A 17,142-nucleotide genomic window follows, 5' to 3' on the forward strand; every position below is an offset into this window, starting at 1 on the left:
CTATTTTAAGAAAAAAGTATTTGTTCTTCGTTTGGTACAAACTCGGTAGTATCGGGAAAATCGGATCTAATAATTTTATCCATATTGATACTTATTAATTCCTCTTGCGTAATAAAAAATCGGATGCCGACTTTTTCAAAAAATGAAGTTATCAATTTTAATAATAAAAAGGGGGCTGTGATAAACTTCGCCCCATTTATATTTAAAAATCCTTCTAATAGCTTTCGATAAGTATAAATCCTGGTACCGACAATGTTTATAGATTCCTTCGCAGGGATACCTTTCTCTACCAGGATCAAGATTTTATTAACTAAAGAAGAAACATGGATGGGCTGGAGAGCGCCTTTCTGCTGGCCAAATAAAGGGATAAAATTAAACTTTTTGTAGAAACCCTTGGCAGCTAAAATGTAAGGAGAATCCTTTGAGATCACCAGAGGAACGCGAAGTATTAAATAACTTATACCCTTCTTTTTAAGCTCCTCTTCTCCCATTTTTTTTGAGATCGCATAAGCGCCGAGATAATTACAGAAAAATACGTTCGTTGTACTCAAATAAACCACTGGGATATTTAAATTTTGGGCAATCTTAAATATAAATTCAGCGCTTTTTACGTTATTCTCTAATAAAGAATCTGGGTTCCCGCGGATAACCGCTGCCAGATGTACTATCAACGTAATATTATACTTTTTTATGTCAATATCTTCGAGCCTGGCCAAATCAGCGAATATTAACTCCTCGTTAGAATAATCAATGCCTTCTTTTTTTCTACGGATCAGGGAAACAACTTTTTCTGTTTTTTTCAGTTCTTCTACCAGCGCCTGCCCGATAAATCCATTCCTGCCGGTGATTAATATAGTTTTCATTTAAAAAATCCGGATAAGTTTATTAAAGTGCTTAGCTGCCCACTTTAGCCTGAAATAATACTCTATATAAGACCTGTTAAACATGCCTTCCAGGAACTCTTTTGATAAATTATCGTGTTTCCATACAAGGCGCGAATAGTTAAAATCTTGCCAATCTACCTGAAAAAGCTTGTCCTTAAAATCATTAAAAACGCTTGTCCCCGGTTGAGGGGTAAATATATGAAATGAGGCAAACATGGAATTCAAATTTTTGGCATAGGCAAGGGTATTATGAACGCTCTCTTCCGTTTCATTAGGAAACCCGTAAATATAATTTGCTTGAACCACAACGCCTATTTTTTCGAGTAAGGCAACCTTGCCCGCGGCATCCTCTTTCTTATAAGAACGCCTGGTATTATTATGCAATAACTGCGCGTTACTGCTTTCGATACCCGTAATCAAATAACTCAGCCCCGCGGAACGCATTGTCTTTAAATCGTCAAAACTAAATGTATCTAAGCGCGCTTCACAACTCCAGTTTATCTTTAAGCCGCTTATAATTAACGCATTCATAAAAGAAAGAAGTTCTTTTTTATTCTCTCCAAAATTCGGGTCACGAAACATAAAATATCTTATATTAAAATTCTTTACATAATACTTGATAGTTTCAATAACATACCCGTCATTAAAATTTCTGACTTTACCATAAAATGCCGCGTAAGGGCAATAATTACAGGTCATGCTACAGCCGCGGGATTTCTGAATGCTTACGCCAAGCTCTTTTGAGAATGGTCGTAATGCATAGCGCTTATTTAGGATAAACGGTTCCCAATCTAACCTAGGTAATTCATTTAAATTATTCAACTCCTGCGAAAAAATTAATTTCTCCCGTGGCAAGCCTTTGGAAAGTATTTCCATGATAGCCGAATCCGGCTCTCCGATAATGACAAAATCTGCGTATTCCTGATAAACTTCGGGCATAGCCGTGGCAAAAGAACCCAAGGCTATAACCTTTAAATTTGGACGGTAAGATTTCAGCTCCTTTATGAAATTAAGCTCGTTGCGATAATCCACCATACTGGTCAACGCAATACACAGATCAGTTCCATCAGCAATATCAGCCGCATTTGACGTATAATAGGTACTTACCCGATACAGGCGGGCCTTGAATATCCCGGCTAACTGAGCAAGTAAAATAGGAGGGGCACTAAAACGAGCCCTTAGCATATAATTTAAAATACCCCCGCGCAGGAAACCTTTTAACTTAAGCCGCCTACCCAAGCCTCCGCCCATCTCTTTAGCCACATAATCATTTCCTCTGCTTTTTACCTCGACCAGAGCGACTTCCATCTTGAAATATGCTCTCCTTTTATGCCTTAAGGTTCCGCATTCCTAAAATACTCTTATTTTAAGAATGTCCTCCTTACTACTAGAATCCTATCTCCTTCTGTAGCGTGTTTTTCATATATACTTTCATCAATAACCGTTGTTAAAAGTAAATTATTTGGAAGCAAGACGAAATCATAACCCTTTAAATACCCGCTCATACTATCCCGATTAAGAGAATTCTCTTCTGTGCATAGAATTTTTTCGATAGTTTCAACTGATTTTGCCTTATCTCCGAATTCAAGTATAGTAAACATTAAATCCCGTTCCGAAGTTAACACTCTGTAGCTTGGCTGAAGCCTTCCTTTAAGTAAATTTACAGCGCTCCGAAAGCCGATATAACCTCCGGAGGTAGCTCCGGAGCCGTTAAGCGGATTAATTTCATAATTATTCCTGCAGGTTTTGCCTGACCTGGCAACTGAAAAAATAACCAAAAAAGCAGCCAATATTGCTACTATTTTTTTCAGTTTAATACTTAGAGACAATAAATTCCCATATTTAAAAAATCCGGCATATAATGGGACGATAAGTAAATACTCAAGGATATATGTTTGCAGGCAAAAATTAAAACCAGTAACGAAGCTAAAAAGAGGCGCTAGGTAAGTAGCCAGCAAGCATAATGCAATAAAGCGAAAACTATTAGCTTTTCTCCAGCATTCCATAAAACCAAAAAAAGCCGGAATGAGCAAGATATTTGAAATCCGGCTTATTTTTAAATTACCTAAGATCGTACCGATATAGGGCTTAACCGCTTCCACTATCGAATACTTCTGTATGACTATACCCGGGGCAAGAGGATTACACAGGGCAACCGCAGACTTTAAACTTGAAAAAACTAGCAGGTTTCCAAATAATAAATTAATTAAAGAAAGAAGATAGGCCGTTAAAGCGAGCACTGCCAGTTTATTTTTTTCTTTTATCTCTAAAATAGTCATAAATAACAATATCAGCTCTGGACCGGGCCGGAATAAGCTGGCGGTAAAAATGAATAATATACCCTTGATTTTTTGAAGCTTATGAAAATAATAATACAAACCGAATATCATAAAAGGAAAACTGAATGCGGGATTGTCACAGTTAATAACTACTCCTGCCCACGTAATATTCAAAATAAACCCAAAAAGCGGGAAAATCCAATGTCCTTTTAAATTATAGGTCCATTTGCATATTAAGGCCAGCGCCAGGGCATTGAGAGCTATAGAAACAAAAGTTAAAACATAGAAATTCCCGAACAACCTATAAAATATCCCGAATACTATTGTAGAAAATATTTTAGGAGCAGTTCCTAAAATTGAGGTTGTGATAGGATAGAGATTACGATTAATCAAGATGACAAACTGAGATGCGGAAGAAATAGAATCCCCATCCCACCCGAAACCACGGAAGAAAAGAAAGATTAAATATCCGGTTACTGAAAATATAAACGCGGTCCAAAATACCTTTTTTTCTATTCTGTCTTTACCGAGCTCCGTATGCGCCATCTACGACTCCGCCCTCAATTCCTCAACTAATTCAATAAAATTTCCTTCGGGATCCTGGCAAAATATAACTTTAGTTTTTCCGTCGGGGGACATCTGTGGCGCCGAATTGAACTTAATCCCGATTTTCCTTAGCCTCGCATATTCATAATCAGCATCAGCTATGGTAAAAGCGAGATGTGAATACCCCCGGCCATAGATACTCCTTTTATCGCTCCCCCCAGGATGAGATTCAAAATAAAGTAACTCTATGAGAGCCCCCCCACCTGTTGACATTTTAATAGTCTTGACCTTAACTCCTTTAAGTGCAATTAGATTATCAATAAACTCACCTCTTTCATTCCTTTCGTTTATGATCTTTAAGCCTAAAACATTTTTATAAAAATGAAACATTGTGTCTAAATTACTCACTACGATTCCGACATGCCTGATTACCTTCATATTTATTTATCCTTTATTTCATTAAAACATTCATCCAATACTCGGATACCTTCAATTAAAGCTACATCGGGTATTGTTAACGGTGGCCCGAGTTTAACAGACTCTCTCCCCGTATGCACTAATAGAAGTCCTTTATGCATAGCTTTTTCGCAAATTTTACTTGCTATCCATTCATTTGGCCTATGTGTCTTGGGGTCGGTAATAATAAGCGCGGCTAATAATCCTTTACCGGAAACAAGCGATATATAATCAGGATATTTATTTTTAAGTTTATTTAAACCGGAATGTAGGATCTTTCCTTTTTTCGCAGATTTTTTTATAAGATCCCTCGACTTTATTTCTTGTAAGTTTGCTAACGCAGCTGCACAGCATAAAGGATTAGCTGAATGCGTACTGCTCATAGATCCGATTTCAGATAAATCCATTATTTTGCGTCTACCTAAAACCGCGGATAAAGGCAGGCCGTTACTTAAGGCTTTACCTAAGCATACCAAATCTGGAGTAACGCCATAATGCTGAAATACAAACAACTTGCCAGTCCTTCCGAACCCCCCCTGAATTTCATCAAAAGTAACTAAAATATTGTACTTTTTTGCATAATTACATAATGCCTTTATATATGGCTTGGGATAAAATATAGCCCCCCAGCCCTGGTATGATTCTATGATTACTCCACAGATATTGTCAGGAGCCACTCCCTTCTTCTTTAAAGCTTCTATATCGGAATGAAATTTTTTCTCCCACTCAAAATCGCCACGATATGGAAGCCAGGGATAAGGGAAAGGCAACGTAAGTATATTGGGATCCTTGTACCCTATCCACGACATCGCACCGGCATCTCCTTTCAGCATCTCTGCGGCCATCGTACGGCCGTGCATATTACCCTGGAATGAGAGTATGGTTTTTTTATCCGGACTGATTTTATGTCCGTGCATGCGCATTAATTTTAAGGCGCATTCAGTCGCCTCAGTCCCTGCGGATAATAAAAATGCTTTCTGACAGAAACTGGGAGTTATAGCTATTATTTCTTTTAAAAACTTTGCCCGGATCTCGCTAGCAAAAGTATAAGTATGCACCAAATGCTGCTCCAACTGTTTTTCCAATGCCCGGGTAACCGCACGATTAGAGTGGCCGGAATTAGTTACAAATATCGTTGAAGTAAAGTCTATCCAACGATTGCCGTACTTATCAAAAACTTGAAAGCCTTCCGCCCTATCCCAGACTACTGGCAGTTGTCCGTGCATTGACCTTGCTTCATATTTGTATAAATCCCTGAATATCTTTAAACTTCCAGGTACGGGTAACTTACTGGTAATTTTTCTATACCTCGTATTAACCGGGAGAATAGACTTGGGTTTCATACTAAACTGATATTTTCCCATACTACACCTTTGCCTTGTAATGTTTTTCTAAGTATTCGTGTATAAAAAACGGCTTATTCTTTACCAGGAACTCAAGGTATTCGAAATCCTCCAAAGTATCCACTTCCTGGCAAACTGGCGAAATAAAACCATAAATAAGATCTCCGTGGATAGCTTTATGCTGATTTATAAAAGAAACTTTCAAAATATCTACATAACCGTCTGGAATATAAACTTCGGGGAAAAGATGCCTTGCCATATTTATTTGATCATTCGAATATGCTTGCGTAATCCCGCTGAAGAAACCATTCTGGTTTCTTAAAAACCACTTAAAAGGAGACTCCGAAGCCAAGTGTCCCGAACGTAAAGATGTCGCTTGGGCCTGTTTTTCCATTTCTGTAATAGCAAAGTCAATAATCTCTGGGTCCCTCAACGGAGTAGTTGGGCGAAGATGAACGATATAATCAGGGAGACCGCCTTCGTTCTTCATTAACCAGTCGATTGCATGCAGGACAAATTCGGAATCCGGAGAATCATCCCGGGCAAATTCTTCAGGACGCAGAAAAGGTACTTCTGCTCCGTAACACTTAGCCATATCTCTTATCTCCGGCGAATCAGTAGAAACAAGCGTTCTTTGTATACCCTTACTTAAAGCAGAGGCAGCAATAGAATAAGCTATAAGGGGAAACCCGCCTAATATTTTCAAATTCTTATTTGGGACGCCCTTTGAACCCGACCTAGCCGGAATTATCGCTATTACCTTACTCATTTGCCTCCCACGGCACGTGTGCCCTAAGCTTCTTTGCAATAGGTATTTCTTTAGGATGGATACAAATCCTCCCTTCACCCATAGCCTTTTCAATCTTACGCACTGCCCCCACCAGCTGTTTGATACCCATGGGCTCAATAGAAGCAGCCTGGTCAGAACCGTACATCGCCCTATCAAGGGTTATATGCCTTTCTAGTGAACTAATACCTAGGGCTACCGCAGCATAAGAAACAGCCAAGCCAACCTCGTGCCCGCTATAACCGACGTTACAATGGTACCTTTCCTGTAAAGACTCAATCGCCTTTAGGTTAGCATCCTCATCATCCATGGGATAAGTCGACACACAATGCATAAGCTCAAAAGGACAGTTTTCCTTTCTAAAGATCTCTACCGCTCGATCAATTGTTTTCATATTGCTCATGCCTGTCGAAATAAAAGTATGTTTTTTTTCCTTGGCTACCATTTTTAGGAGATCTTCATAAACAAGCATCGCTGAAGCAATCTTATTGTGTCTAAGATTAAACTGTTTTAAAAATTTCTGGCTTTCTATATCCCAAGCTGAAGCAAACCATTCAATCCTTAATTCTTTACAAAACTTGTCAATTTCCCTGTATTCCTCTAGCCCAAATTCCAACCCTTCTTTTTGGGCTCTTTGGGTTTTACCCCATGGGCTTTCCCTGTAAGAATCCAGTAAATCCTTGGAGTATACCAGATCTATTGTTCTTTTCTGAAACTTTACCGCATCACACCCGGCATCCTTCGCCACCTTAATTAATTCTTTTGCAATATTAATATCGCCATTATGATTGATACCCGCTTCCGCGATAATAAATATGGCCATTGGAATCCTCCCCTTTTTTAGTACCTACAATACTTAGCAGACTTTTCTATAGTCCAAATACGGCAATATTTTAATTTTGTTGAGAGCCGATGTTGGGCTCAAATTGTATATCTTAATTCCAAGTCTGTGTCCAAGATTAATAAAATATTCAAAGGCCGCAAAGGTCCTATCGTAACCATCGTAGAATCCCGAATATTCTGGTCTGCCGTTCATCCATCCCCTTAGGTAAGAACGCAAAACATATTTTATATTCCGTAAATTTTCAAAATGGCACATTCTATACTGGACATAATCTTTTTGGTATAACGGCAATTCTATACCTTGTAGATATATGGGGGAGCACCCAGTTAGAATAGCAAACATCAAAAGATAAATCGCAGAAGTACTGGGAGGACTGGGGCAGAGCTCCGGTAGATTATACAGCTTTTTAAACATTTCAAAAACAGTTTCTCTCTGCGGGTATAAATCTACAAAATGACAGCAACCGTCTAGTGGAGAGCATTTCTTATGATTGGTATGCCGATCATCAAAAGCAAACCAACTGACCTTAAGTTTTTCTTTTATGAAACCATAATCATAATTATTCTCTCTTGCATAAGAAGCCGTATCTGAAAATATATAAACGCAATCTTTGAATTTATTAATTTTTTTAAAGTGTAAGCTGGGAACCGGGTTCTTAAAATTTGCGCTTATCCAATAATTAGGAGTAGCAAGTTTATTTAATAATAAAGGGCCGGAGTTTACCATAAAATACAGGCCCTTAAACCTGTTAAAAGGAAAATTCTTTATACTCGGGGCTGTCCCAGCCAAAAGGCATGGTTTGTTTTTTTCGCGATTAATAAAATAATCAATACTCTTAATTTCCATGATTTCTATTTTCCATAGACTTCAATATTTCTGTAATTACCGTATTAGCGAAGTATTCCGAAGAAAATTGATAAGCAACTTTACTGTTCAGGAAGGCTTCTATGTTGTTTAGATATTCCAGATAGAGTTTATTATCCATCCCCTTCAAAAAACAATACAGACTTTCATAACTATCAAATTGCCTTTTATCTATAAAACACTCCGCCGGTATATGTTCAGTTATATTATTTGCCCCCCAATAGATAGGGACAGTTCCTGCAAAAAAACAATCAAAGACCTTTTCGGATATATAACCCGTCATATCCTTTGTGTTCTCATAACATAAGGCAAATTTATATCTTTCTAAAATAGGTTTTTTCCGGAGTACTCTTCCCCTCCATGAGGGATATTTATTCCAGATTAAGACTTTGCCTAACAACTTTCTTAAAAATCTAAGCTTATTTCCGTTAAGTTTATTGATCCATTTAAACTTACCGGTAAAAAGGTATAAATCCCAATCATGCCCGTATAAATCAAAGTCATAAGGATGATTTTTCTCAAACCACCTTACCGCTTCCCTTCTTTTTGAATACAATTCATTCGGATGCTTGACGAATCTATTGCCTGATATCAGAGTACACAGCTTATCCTTATGGCTAAAGTCCTTTTTTATTTTTTTGGTTTCAATAAAATAAACATTAATTTTAAAATATTTACTATTATCTACGAAATAATCGTTCCAAGTAAATATTTTCTCATAACATCTATGATTATTAAGTATCCAATTGTCCGGGTAGATGGCTTCGCATTCCTCTGTTATCAAAAACATCGGCTTCTTTAACTTAAAGGCCCTTGCTACAAATCTGTTACTACTCCTGGGGACATCGATAAACATAAAACCATCGAGCTTACTAAAATCTTTTACCAAATCAAGAGTAATAAAGTTTACTCCGGCTTCTTTTCCTTTTTTATGTAAATAATTATACTTCTCCGCTGAGTTTTCATTATGCCCAAGATGAGGATTATTGAACCTTAAGTTACTATAACATCTCGGCTCATCATGCCCCCACACGCCAATATTTATTATCTTCATTTATTCCTTATTACTTAAAAGCATGCAACACTATTCTATCTCTAAATTTAGAAACGCATTTTACCGTTCTAAAACCAACCGAACGGATCATAGCTTCCATACACTCCTGATTCGCGCCCCACCAATTAGTCGGATCATTATTTTCGTTATCTTTTTCATAAAAGGTTGCTACGGGCGATCCTTTGTATTTATTCTCAAAGTGCGACTCACAAATCATCATTCCTTTTGTTATAGAAGCGATTCTTTCCAATGCTAACAAAGGGTGCTTTAAATGATAAAAAACTCCCAGAAATAAAACAATATCAAATTCCCCTACTGCAGCAGGGGACAAATCGAGTACATCCATAACTTTATATTCAACATTCGAAGCTAAGATCTCTTTGGCGGTCTTGAACCCCATTTCACGCGAATCCAAATGCTTGCCTTCCTTTTCCAGTCTATAGAAGTTATCCACCGCAAGAACTCTAGCCGCGCCCCTTTTCTCTGCTTCAAAACTAAAATACCCGTCAAATGCGCCTATATCTAAAACACTCTTACCCGAAAAATCGGCAGGGAGATCTAACCTGCGCAGGATCCTCTGAGAAGCTGATGAATTGCCTATTCCGCCTTGGTGCCCTGGCGTAACTATCCCATAGCCAAGCTCAATATGATGCCACCAGAAAGGGACCTTATTAATCTTCTCAATAATAGCTTCTTTCTTCAGGTTACTTTTAGGAGGATCGGCAGAAGGAATAAATCTACTAAATTTCATATAAAATTCTGAAGTCAAATTTTTAATTTTGTTCACAAGAACCATAAGCTATCTCCTCAAATATGCTGCAGCATTATAAAGCTCAAGAGTCTGCAACGCTGTTTGTTCCCAAGAAAATCTTCTAGCTCTCCGTATCCCCTCATCTACCATTTTTTTAGTCAAAATGTCGTCATTTAAGCAGGTATTTATTGCCTCACTTATCTTATCCACATTTAATGGATCTACTATTACGGCAGCCTCCCCAACTATCTCGGGGAAAGAGGCTCTATCAGAACAAATTACCGGTACTCCCGCAGCCATTGCCTCAAGGACAGGTAGGCCAAATCCTTCATTTAGTGATAAGGAAATAAAAAGAGCGGCATTTTTATACATATCTATCAAAGATTTTTCTGTAACACTGTTCATAAAAACTACTTCTCCCCCCTTACCGGAATCTTTGAGTAGTCGCGATAACTCCACCGGCATTCCGGTTGAATCCCCCAGAACGACCAATTTATGAGGAAAGTTATATTTTTTCTTAGCCAGAACATACCCGCTCAAGACACTTTTTAAGTTTTTATGCGGGAATCCGGACTTTACCGCAAGAATATACCCCTCGGAACGATCCGGCTTACTTTCCGCTGAATCTCCATTTGGGCTTTTAAAAAATTCCGGATCGACTCCTTCATAAATAACATTAATCTTATTAATCCCTCTTTTAAAATAGTTTTCTACAGCTAGGGCTGTATATTTTGAAACAGCAATGATCTTATCGGCTTTTTTCATTACCCTCTTCATACACGCATTAAAATATTTGTATTTTAAGTTAGAAACATAGCCTTTAAAATTTTCATTATAGAATTTATACATTAAATCGTGAACTGTAACTACTGATTTTGTGAAATTCACAAACGGCATCCTAGGCATGATATAATGAACTATATCGACCCGATAAAATAAGCATAATACCGGTAAAATAAATTGTTCAAATATTACTCTGCTAATACCTGTTTCTCCAACCGGGATTATTTTAAAATGAAGATTACCCTGCGCCACATATACAAAACTTCTCTTATTGTCTTTACTTAAAAAAATATAATAATCATTGATTTTGTCAATGGCCGCGAGATTTTTAATTAAGTTCTTGGCATAGACACTTATGCCTGAACCCTTGGTCTTGCCTCCCGCGCATCCAAAAAATGAAATCCCTATACGCATAATTATGAATTATCTTTATCTGGCTGGCCGTTAATTAATTGCCATGTTCTACGCCATACTTCCTCAGGCGTTCTTCAGTCTTAAATTGCCTGCAACCAACGCAAAAAATAGGAACTTTCCCTTGCGGGTTAACTATTGTCTTACGGAAATTATTATATTTTTTAGAGTTCCAAATATCTTTAAAGGAATTTTTAAATACGTTACCAAATGAATGCTGCCTTAGAAAAGGACGCTGATTTGACATTAAAACTTGACAGCAAGGAAGTACATAGCCTTCCATCATTAAATAAGGCTCCATCCAATAATAACATTTCTCTAGAGACGGGTTAAATTTCTCAATTGTATGCTCAAACCTGAAGTAAACTCCCTTATTCATGCGTTTCTTGATCTCCGCTATGAGTCCTTCATTAAGCGTAGAAACGTAAAATTGTTTAATTGAATCAAAATAGAGTAAGCCGGTAAAATTTATAGTTGTCAGTTCGAAGTCTTTCTTGCTGCCTAGACTATTAATCAAATCTATAAAACCAGGGATCTCCTTAACGTTATCTTTAATAATTACGTACCTGAAATGTAACTCCGGCTTATGCAGCTTAAGAGCCCGCTTCCGCTCAATGATATATCGGATATTATCAACGACCTTGTCAAAAGAACATCCCTGCTTTATCTTTTCATAAGTATCCTTGCTGGAGCCATCCATAGAAACATATAAACCTTTTACCAGATGGATCAATTCATCGAGTTCTGCATGACTAAGATCGCTTAAATGATCGACCAGATATATGGCTGTTTTATACCTATCCTTAAGGTACCGCAACATCTTCCAGTAATCTTTATTGAGAAAGGCTGATCCTTCTCCGGTCATATTGACCCAGCGGACATTCGGGAATTGGTCAACAGTATACTTAAACTCATCAAAGGTTAAGTGTCTTCTTACCTGGCTCCCCTTTTCCCAATGAATATTCTCACAAAAAACACATTTCTTATCACAAATCGTCGTAGTCTCTATTTCAAAATACCGCGGAACAGGGGCAAGGCCGGGAAAACGAGTATATATTTTGTCTAAACCAAAACGATAGAGCATCTGTAAAGCCCCTTCCCCTCCGGGGACATAGTATATCGTATATAACAAATTAAATGCCTCCTTAAATCTTCCGGCTAAGATATATCCCAAAACGTCGCGATGGGTAAATATAAGCTTACCGAGCTTGTTCTTAATTAAATATATATTCCCCATAATCATCCGATTAACTGTATTTATATCGTATTCCATCAGTTATTCTCCTTTAAAGAAGATAAATAAACTTTTTCCAAAGAATCAAAAACGTCATCGCTTATGGATATTTTTTTAATAGCGTCAGAAATCCCATCTGCAATACGCCCCGAAGAATCACTACTTTTCAATAAGCTAACCATGCCTTTTGCAAAGGCATGAGCATTATCAAAGTCAACCAAAATACCATCTATGCCGTCCCGCACAAATTCAGGGATACTGCCAATCCTGCTGGCTACAATTTGCTTATGTAAAAGTTTAGATTCGATAAGAATTACTGGCCCAAACTCACTATACCACTGTTCCGGCACAACGACGAGATCGACATCTTTTATCAAATCAAGCACAAAATCATTGTCCCTATGGCCCAAGAAATCCACGTAGTCGCAAAGCGAGCATTCATTAATTAATCTGTTGATACTATCCACGAATTTCCCCCTTCCCTTGCCAACGACTAACAGTTTGGAATTGGGAATTTCTTTAACGACATCTTTCATCGCGGCTATAATTATATGCAGTCCTTTATGTCTTATCAGCGAACCGACAAATAAGATTCTTTTATTTGCATCCTTGCCTTTTCTAGGGCAATTCCCGCCAGCAGTACTTTCGAAATGGTAATGATAAATTACCTCAATCTTATCCTGAGAATAACCGTAATTTACCAGCCTGTTCTTGGAAGTTTCGGAGAAAGTGATAATTTTACTGGATTTATTCATAAAAAAATCAACCGTATGTTTCCTGATAATACATAAAAAACTCTTCAGGCTCTTAGGGATCAATTTGTCAACAAATTTCACTACGCCCCGGTCAGATAAAGAAAAACAATCGCTACAATGTTCCCCCTGATTATAATTACATAACTGGCCATTTGGCCTCAATAGCAGATTCCTGGGGCAAAGTATATAATAATCAAGTACTGTATAAAAGAATGGAATCCTTAAGATCCAGCTGCCAATCGCTGCCGGGAAAAATAAAAGTTTGCTGTGTATATGCACAACATCCGGTCTGATTTTAAGCAATATATTTATGGTGCTAAAAATAGCTGCTATATCTAATATGAAGTTTTTACCGATGAATTGCAACCTATAAAAAAAGCATTTAATAAAAAATATATTATCAATTCTACTCTTTTTGGTATTTCTATCTTTTAAAGTAATAAAAATGACCTTATGTCCTCTTTTACTCAGTAGCTCACCCGTTTTCCAGCATACTAGTTCGGCACCGCTCCAGGTATCGTGTATATGCGGCAAATAATCGGAAACAAGGCATATTTTCATATTCCTACAGATGCGCAAAATAAGATTCTGCTTTCTTAAATTCTTCGGATGAATTTATATTAATATAATGTTCGCATATTTCAAAAGCCTCGACTCTTTTACCATCATCTATGGCGCACTGGATAAGATCAGGCAATTCCTTTTCTCCGCGTTTTTTGTTAACAGGGACATTTTCAATAAAAGAGAATACCTTGGAATTGAAAATACAGTTGCCGGTACCCATTTTATTATTAAGCGGGTTCTCGGGTTTTTCGACTAAGCGGTAAATTGCATTATCCTTATTTTCATATACCGCATATGTTCTTTTAATCAAATCTTTATCTTCTACTAAAACTATCCCGCATATCCCAAATAATCCTTTGTTTTCAAACCTGCCCGGCATTTCCTTATGCCGGGGGTTTACCATAAATTCATCTCCTAGTAACAGCATGAATGAACCATCATTTATAGAATTCTTAGCGCATTCCATCGCGTGAATTAGCCCTTTTTGCTCTGCCTGAGTCACGTATTCTATTCTACTACCTTTATAGCTATCACCGTAATTATTGATAATATCTTCTGAGCGATACCCAACAACAACCACTATATCTTTTATCCCACTATTAATAGCAATCTCTAGGCTATACTCTATCAGAGGCCGGCCCAATACATTAAGCAGGCACTTATTAGCTGCTGCTGAAGCACCTCCCAACCGTTTACCCCTACCGCCTGCTAGAATTAAAGCTTGCATTTTAATTACCGGTAAATAATTCCCTGCTATCCCGTACCCATTCTATAAGCTTTTCGAGCCCTTTTTTTACCGTAATCTTCGCCTCCCAGTGAAGTTCTTTTTTTGCTTTCGCAATATCGCAGACAAAATAGCGTAAATCGCCTAGACGATCCTGAGCAAATCTAACTTCCGGCTCTATCCCGCTAACCTCTTTAATTAAATCTATGCACTCCAAAAGGGAAATCCTTGTTAATACTCCGCCTCCTATATTATAAATACCGGGCTTTTGTTCCCTATAGAAAGCATCGAATGCCTTGCATATATCAGTCGCGTAAATAATATCTCTGACTTGTTTGCCTGTGCCGTATATTGTCAGGGGATACCCTAAAACTGCCCTTATACAAAAGTTGGCCACCCATCCGTGATCCTCCCCCCCCAATTGCCTAACCCCATAAATCCCCGTCAGCCTAAAACTGGCGGCTTTTAATTTATAAGTATCTATAAACGCCTGAACATAATACTCGGCACTTTTTTTAGAAGCATGAAGAGGAGTCAATATGCCGGTCATCGTAGGATAATCCTCATTTATTGCTTCAGGATTCCTAGTATATCGGGTTTTCTCTTCTTTTAATTCCGCATTAATTTTATTGCCATATACGTGGATAGAAGCACAACTGACGATTGGGACTTGTAAGCTCTTTGCCAGCTGAAGGACATTAAATGTCCCTATAACGTTTGTTGAAAAATCCAAATCAGGGTCCTCCCAGCTTATGGTCATAGCAGGTTGAGCCGCAGTATGAATTATATAATCTACGTTTTTTCCCGCTTTCCACAATTCCTTTTTATCGCGGATATCGCCCTTTGTTAATTTCACTCCCAGCTTTTTAAGAAAATCCCAATTGTAGCTTCTAGCCTTATCCGTCACGTAGCCAATTCTATTAAGCTCATATTTAGTCATATTATCTAAAGAAATAACGCTCCATCCTTTTCTAACATAATACTCGCAAACATGAGAGCCTAAAAAACCGCAACCTCCCGTGACTAAGACTTTCACTTAACCTCCTCTTTAATCAGCGCTTAAAATAATCCTTAATAACAACCAGTTTATTTATGAATTAAGTTGTTAGAAATCCTAAACGTTATACCAAAAAGAGCCCAAAAAGGAATACTCCAATACGGAAATTCTAGAATAACCATAAAATTAGCTATAACCAGCCAATAGAGCAACGCTCCGGAAAGAATTATGCCAATAAATGATTTATGGACTAAGAAGATACCCAGCATTTTGATAAAAATACAGAATAAGATTGCGATCAATGCTAAACCAACTATGCCCGAATAGTAAATAATACTTAAGTATGAATTATGGGGAGTAATCCAACCATCACGGGACCATTCACTGCTTCCCCAGTTTAGTATTTCTATACTTTTAGAACGCAGGGGCTTTCCAAAGCTAAAGCCAAAAATTGGTTTCTCTTCAATTAGCTCAACGAGGATATCTCTCCATATAAGCAATCTAAAGACTATATTGCCTATCTCATCATAAAAATCCCTGCCCCTGGGCAGGTCTTTTTTAAGTAGAGACTTCATTGCTTTAAAATCAACCACTTCAAGGTTAGGCATTTTTTGATCGCTCTTAACTTGCGGCCGAGGAACTAAATCAGTTTTTTCGACCTGCCCCTGCCCAATCTTAACAATATTATTCTCACTGCCGGGGCTGGCGGTAGGGGACGGAACAATGTTATTTCTATCAGGTATCTTTTTTATTGTAACCGCCAGTTTTTTATTAGCCGGCTTGACCTGGTTAGCATGATAAATCTTTGGCGCTATCTTTGCAAATCTAAACGTTTTTTCATTCTGGGACACATAAAGGGCATCTTTTTTATACCACTCAACGATTTCACGTATTTTGATTAAGCTTCTCGCTGCATTTTTATTGCTAAAAATAGCTACGCCAGTGATTAAAAAAACTAACAATAACAACGCAACCGCTATTCTAGATTTACTCCGCAATTTCAATATTGAAAGAATCAAAATAGAAACAGTATATATACTGATTAAACTTGCGATTAAGCAAGACCGATTAACCTGATAAATGATTTTAAACTGCGAAAAAATCAACAATACTACAATAGCTAAGAGTAAATTTTTAATCATGCCTGGCTTGAATCCAAGCGCTAGAACAAGCATAAGCATCCAATAAATAAATAGAAAGAAGGGAAGTGTGGCGCCAGGAATTTCATAAGCCGTCACTATCAAAATTATTAAAAGCGTAGCTCTTATTTTGTGATTTCCAAAGAAACTCTCGTTATAAAAATAATACCCTAAAATTGCAAAAAAAGGATAATAAAAAATAGCGGAATGCCTAAAGGCCAGAGGCCCCCAATTAAAATAGCCATAAAGCGCCTTAAACAGCAGAAACCCGCAATAAACTAACAGCATATAACGGAACCGGGGAAACTGTAAAAATACGAATTTCAGCTTTACCAGAAACAGTATTAAGCAAATAATTAATATAATTTCGCCAATAAATATTGGAAAATCTAAAAAAAACAGATTAATACTATTCTCAGCGAAATCGCTTCCAAAAATGGAATATAAATAACATACGCTGCCTAAAATAAAAAGAGCTATATAGTCAATTACATTACTATGCCATTTTGATCCAGACATCTTACTTAAAATAAAATCATTATTTGAATTATTCATAATAAACCTGATACAATACTCCTGATTGTCCTTCCTATAGCCGGCGACGCTGTCAAACCGGGGGATTCAATGCCCACTAAGTTAACAAACCCCGGGAACCCTTTATCGCTTTCATCCCGAATGATAAAATCCCGGAACCCCCCTCCCCTTGTCTGTAATTTAGGCCTTATGC

At 37.6% G+C, this 17,142-nt stretch carries 16 protein-coding genes; all 16 read right to left on the bottom strand.

Annotated features, from left to right (window positions below; all coding sequences use genetic code 11):
* Window positions 1-5 precede the first annotated feature (5 nt).
* From PHC29_07290 to PHC29_07365, 16 genes are read right to left on the bottom strand one after another with little or no spacing between them, the layout of a single operon-like run.
* Entirely contained in the window at window positions 6-863 is an 858-nt protein-coding gene (locus PHC29_07290; protein MDD5109284.1) for an NAD(P)-dependent oxidoreductase, read from the bottom strand.
* Window positions 864-2,192, bottom strand: coding sequence for a radical SAM protein (locus PHC29_07295; protein MDD5109285.1), 1,329 nt, complete (start codon window positions 2,190-2,192; stop codon window positions 864-866).
* A 53-nt stretch (window positions 2,193-2,245) separates the two neighbouring features.
* On the bottom strand, window positions 2,246-3,709 hold the full coding sequence (locus PHC29_07300) for a hypothetical protein (GenBank protein MDD5109286.1): 1,464 nt from the start codon (window positions 3,707-3,709) through the stop codon (window positions 2,246-2,248).
* Complete coding sequence (locus PHC29_07305; protein ID MDD5109287.1) at window positions 3,710-4,147, bottom strand: VOC family protein; 438 nt, start codon at window positions 4,145-4,147, stop codon at window positions 3,710-3,712.
* A 2-nt stretch (window positions 4,148-4,149) separates the two neighbouring features.
* Window positions 4,150-5,529, bottom strand: a complete 1,380-nt coding sequence (locus PHC29_07310; GenBank protein ID MDD5109288.1) for an aspartate aminotransferase family protein — start codon at window positions 5,527-5,529, stop codon at window positions 4,150-4,152.
* 1 nt (window position 5,530) lies between these two features.
* Window positions 5,531-6,277: an acylneuraminate cytidylyltransferase family protein gene (locus tag PHC29_07315; protein ID MDD5109289.1), complete on the bottom strand. Its 747-nt coding sequence runs from the start codon at window positions 6,275-6,277 to the stop codon at window positions 5,531-5,533.
* Window positions 6,270-7,118: an N-acetylneuraminate synthase family protein gene (locus PHC29_07320; GenBank protein ID MDD5109290.1), complete on the bottom strand. Its 849-nt coding sequence runs from the start codon at window positions 7,116-7,118 to the stop codon at window positions 6,270-6,272. Before PHC29_07320 ends, PHC29_07315 begins: the two co-directional genes overlap by 8 nt.
* 33 nt (window positions 7,119-7,151) lie before the next feature.
* Window positions 7,152-7,985 carry a hypothetical protein gene (locus PHC29_07325; protein MDD5109291.1) on the bottom strand — a complete coding sequence of 278 codons (834 nt, stop codon included), beginning with the start codon at window positions 7,983-7,985 and terminating at the stop codon, window positions 7,152-7,154.
* Window positions 7,975-9,057 (bottom strand): glycosyltransferase family 10, encoded by a 1,083-nt coding sequence (locus tag PHC29_07330; protein MDD5109292.1) that lies wholly within the window; start codon window positions 9,055-9,057, stop codon window positions 7,975-7,977. Before PHC29_07330 ends, PHC29_07325 begins: the two co-directional genes overlap by 11 nt.
* 10 nt (window positions 9,058-9,067) lie before the next feature.
* Window positions 9,068-9,853: a class I SAM-dependent methyltransferase gene (locus tag PHC29_07335; GenBank protein ID MDD5109293.1), complete on the bottom strand. Its 786-nt coding sequence runs from the start codon at window positions 9,851-9,853 to the stop codon at window positions 9,068-9,070.
* Window positions 9,854-9,856: 3 nt separating this feature from the next.
* Window positions 9,857-11,005: a glycosyltransferase family 1 protein gene (locus PHC29_07340; protein ID MDD5109294.1), complete on the bottom strand. Its 1,149-nt coding sequence runs from the start codon at window positions 11,003-11,005 to the stop codon at window positions 9,857-9,859.
* Between the two features lie 34 nt (window positions 11,006-11,039).
* Window positions 11,040-12,275, bottom strand: a complete 1,236-nt coding sequence (locus tag PHC29_07345; protein MDD5109295.1) for a radical SAM protein — start codon at window positions 12,273-12,275, stop codon at window positions 11,040-11,042.
* Window positions 12,275-13,552, bottom strand: coding sequence for a glycosyltransferase family 4 protein (locus tag PHC29_07350; GenBank protein MDD5109296.1), 1,278 nt, complete (start codon window positions 13,550-13,552; stop codon window positions 12,275-12,277). The genes PHC29_07345 and PHC29_07350 overlap by 1 nt, the downstream gene beginning before the upstream one ends.
* 4 nt (window positions 13,553-13,556) lie before the next feature.
* Entirely contained in the window at window positions 13,557-14,282 is a 726-nt protein-coding gene (locus PHC29_07355) for a nucleotidyltransferase family protein (protein ID MDD5109297.1), read from the bottom strand.
* A 1-nt stretch (window position 14,283) separates the two neighbouring features.
* Window positions 14,284-15,315, bottom strand: a complete 1,032-nt coding sequence (locus PHC29_07360; GenBank protein ID MDD5109298.1) for a GDP-mannose 4,6-dehydratase — start codon at window positions 15,313-15,315, stop codon at window positions 14,284-14,286.
* A gap of 50 nt (window positions 15,316-15,365) precedes the next feature.
* Window positions 15,366-16,970, bottom strand: coding sequence for an O-antigen ligase family protein (locus PHC29_07365; protein MDD5109299.1), 1,605 nt, complete (start codon window positions 16,968-16,970; stop codon window positions 15,366-15,368).
* Window positions 16,971-17,142 lie beyond the last annotated feature (172 nt).

This window comes from Candidatus Omnitrophota bacterium, from assembly GCA_028712255.1.
Classification (GTDB): Bacteria; Omnitrophota; Gorgyraeia; order Gygaellales; family Profunditerraquicolaceae; genus UBA6249.

Excerpts from the sequence above, each read along its gene's own strand:
- PHC29_07290 (MDD5109284.1), bottom strand. The coding sequence starts at position 863 with ATGAAAACTATATTAATCACCGGCAGGAATGGATTTATCGGGCAGGCG.
- PHC29_07295 (MDD5109285.1), bottom strand. The coding sequence starts at position 2,192 with ATGGAAGTCGCTCTGGTCGAGGTAAAAAGCAGAGGAAATGATTATGTG.
- PHC29_07300 (MDD5109286.1), bottom strand. The coding sequence starts at position 3,709 with ATGGCGCATACGGAGCTCGGTAAAGACAGAATAGAAAAAAAGGTATTT.
- PHC29_07305 (MDD5109287.1), bottom strand. The coding sequence starts at position 4,147 with ATGAAGGTAATCAGGCATGTCGGAATCGTAGTGAGTAATTTAGACACA.
- PHC29_07310 (MDD5109288.1), bottom strand. The coding sequence starts at position 5,529 with ATGGGAAAATATCAGTTTAGTATGAAACCCAAGTCTATTCTCCCGGTT.
- PHC29_07315 (MDD5109289.1), bottom strand. The coding sequence starts at position 6,277 with ATGAGTAAGGTAATAGCGATAATTCCGGCTAGGTCGGGTTCAAAGGGC.
- PHC29_07320 (MDD5109290.1), bottom strand. The coding sequence starts at position 7,118 with ATGGCCATATTTATTATCGCGGAAGCGGGTATCAATCATAATGGCGAT.
- PHC29_07325 (MDD5109291.1), bottom strand. The coding sequence starts at position 7,985 with ATGGAAATTAAGAGTATTGATTATTTTATTAATCGCGAAAAAAACAAA.
- PHC29_07330 (MDD5109292.1), bottom strand. The coding sequence starts at position 9,057 with ATGAAGATAATAAATATTGGCGTGTGGGGGCATGATGAGCCGAGATGT.
- PHC29_07335 (MDD5109293.1), bottom strand. The coding sequence starts at position 9,853 with ATGGTTCTTGTGAACAAAATTAAAAATTTGACTTCAGAATTTTATATG.
- PHC29_07340 (MDD5109294.1), bottom strand. The coding sequence starts at position 11,005 with ATGCGTATAGGGATTTCATTTTTTGGATGCGCGGGAGGCAAGACCAAG.
- PHC29_07345 (MDD5109295.1), bottom strand. The coding sequence starts at position 12,275 with ATGGAATACGATATAAATACAGTTAATCGGATGATTATGGGGAATATA.
- PHC29_07350 (MDD5109296.1), bottom strand. The coding sequence starts at position 13,552 with ATGAAAATATGCCTTGTTTCCGATTATTTGCCGCATATACACGATACC.
- PHC29_07355 (MDD5109297.1), bottom strand. The coding sequence starts at position 14,282 with ATGCAAGCTTTAATTCTAGCAGGCGGTAGGGGTAAACGGTTGGGAGGT.
- PHC29_07365 (MDD5109299.1), bottom strand. The coding sequence starts at position 16,970 with ATGAATAATTCAAATAATGATTTTATTTTAAGTAAGATGTCTGGATCA.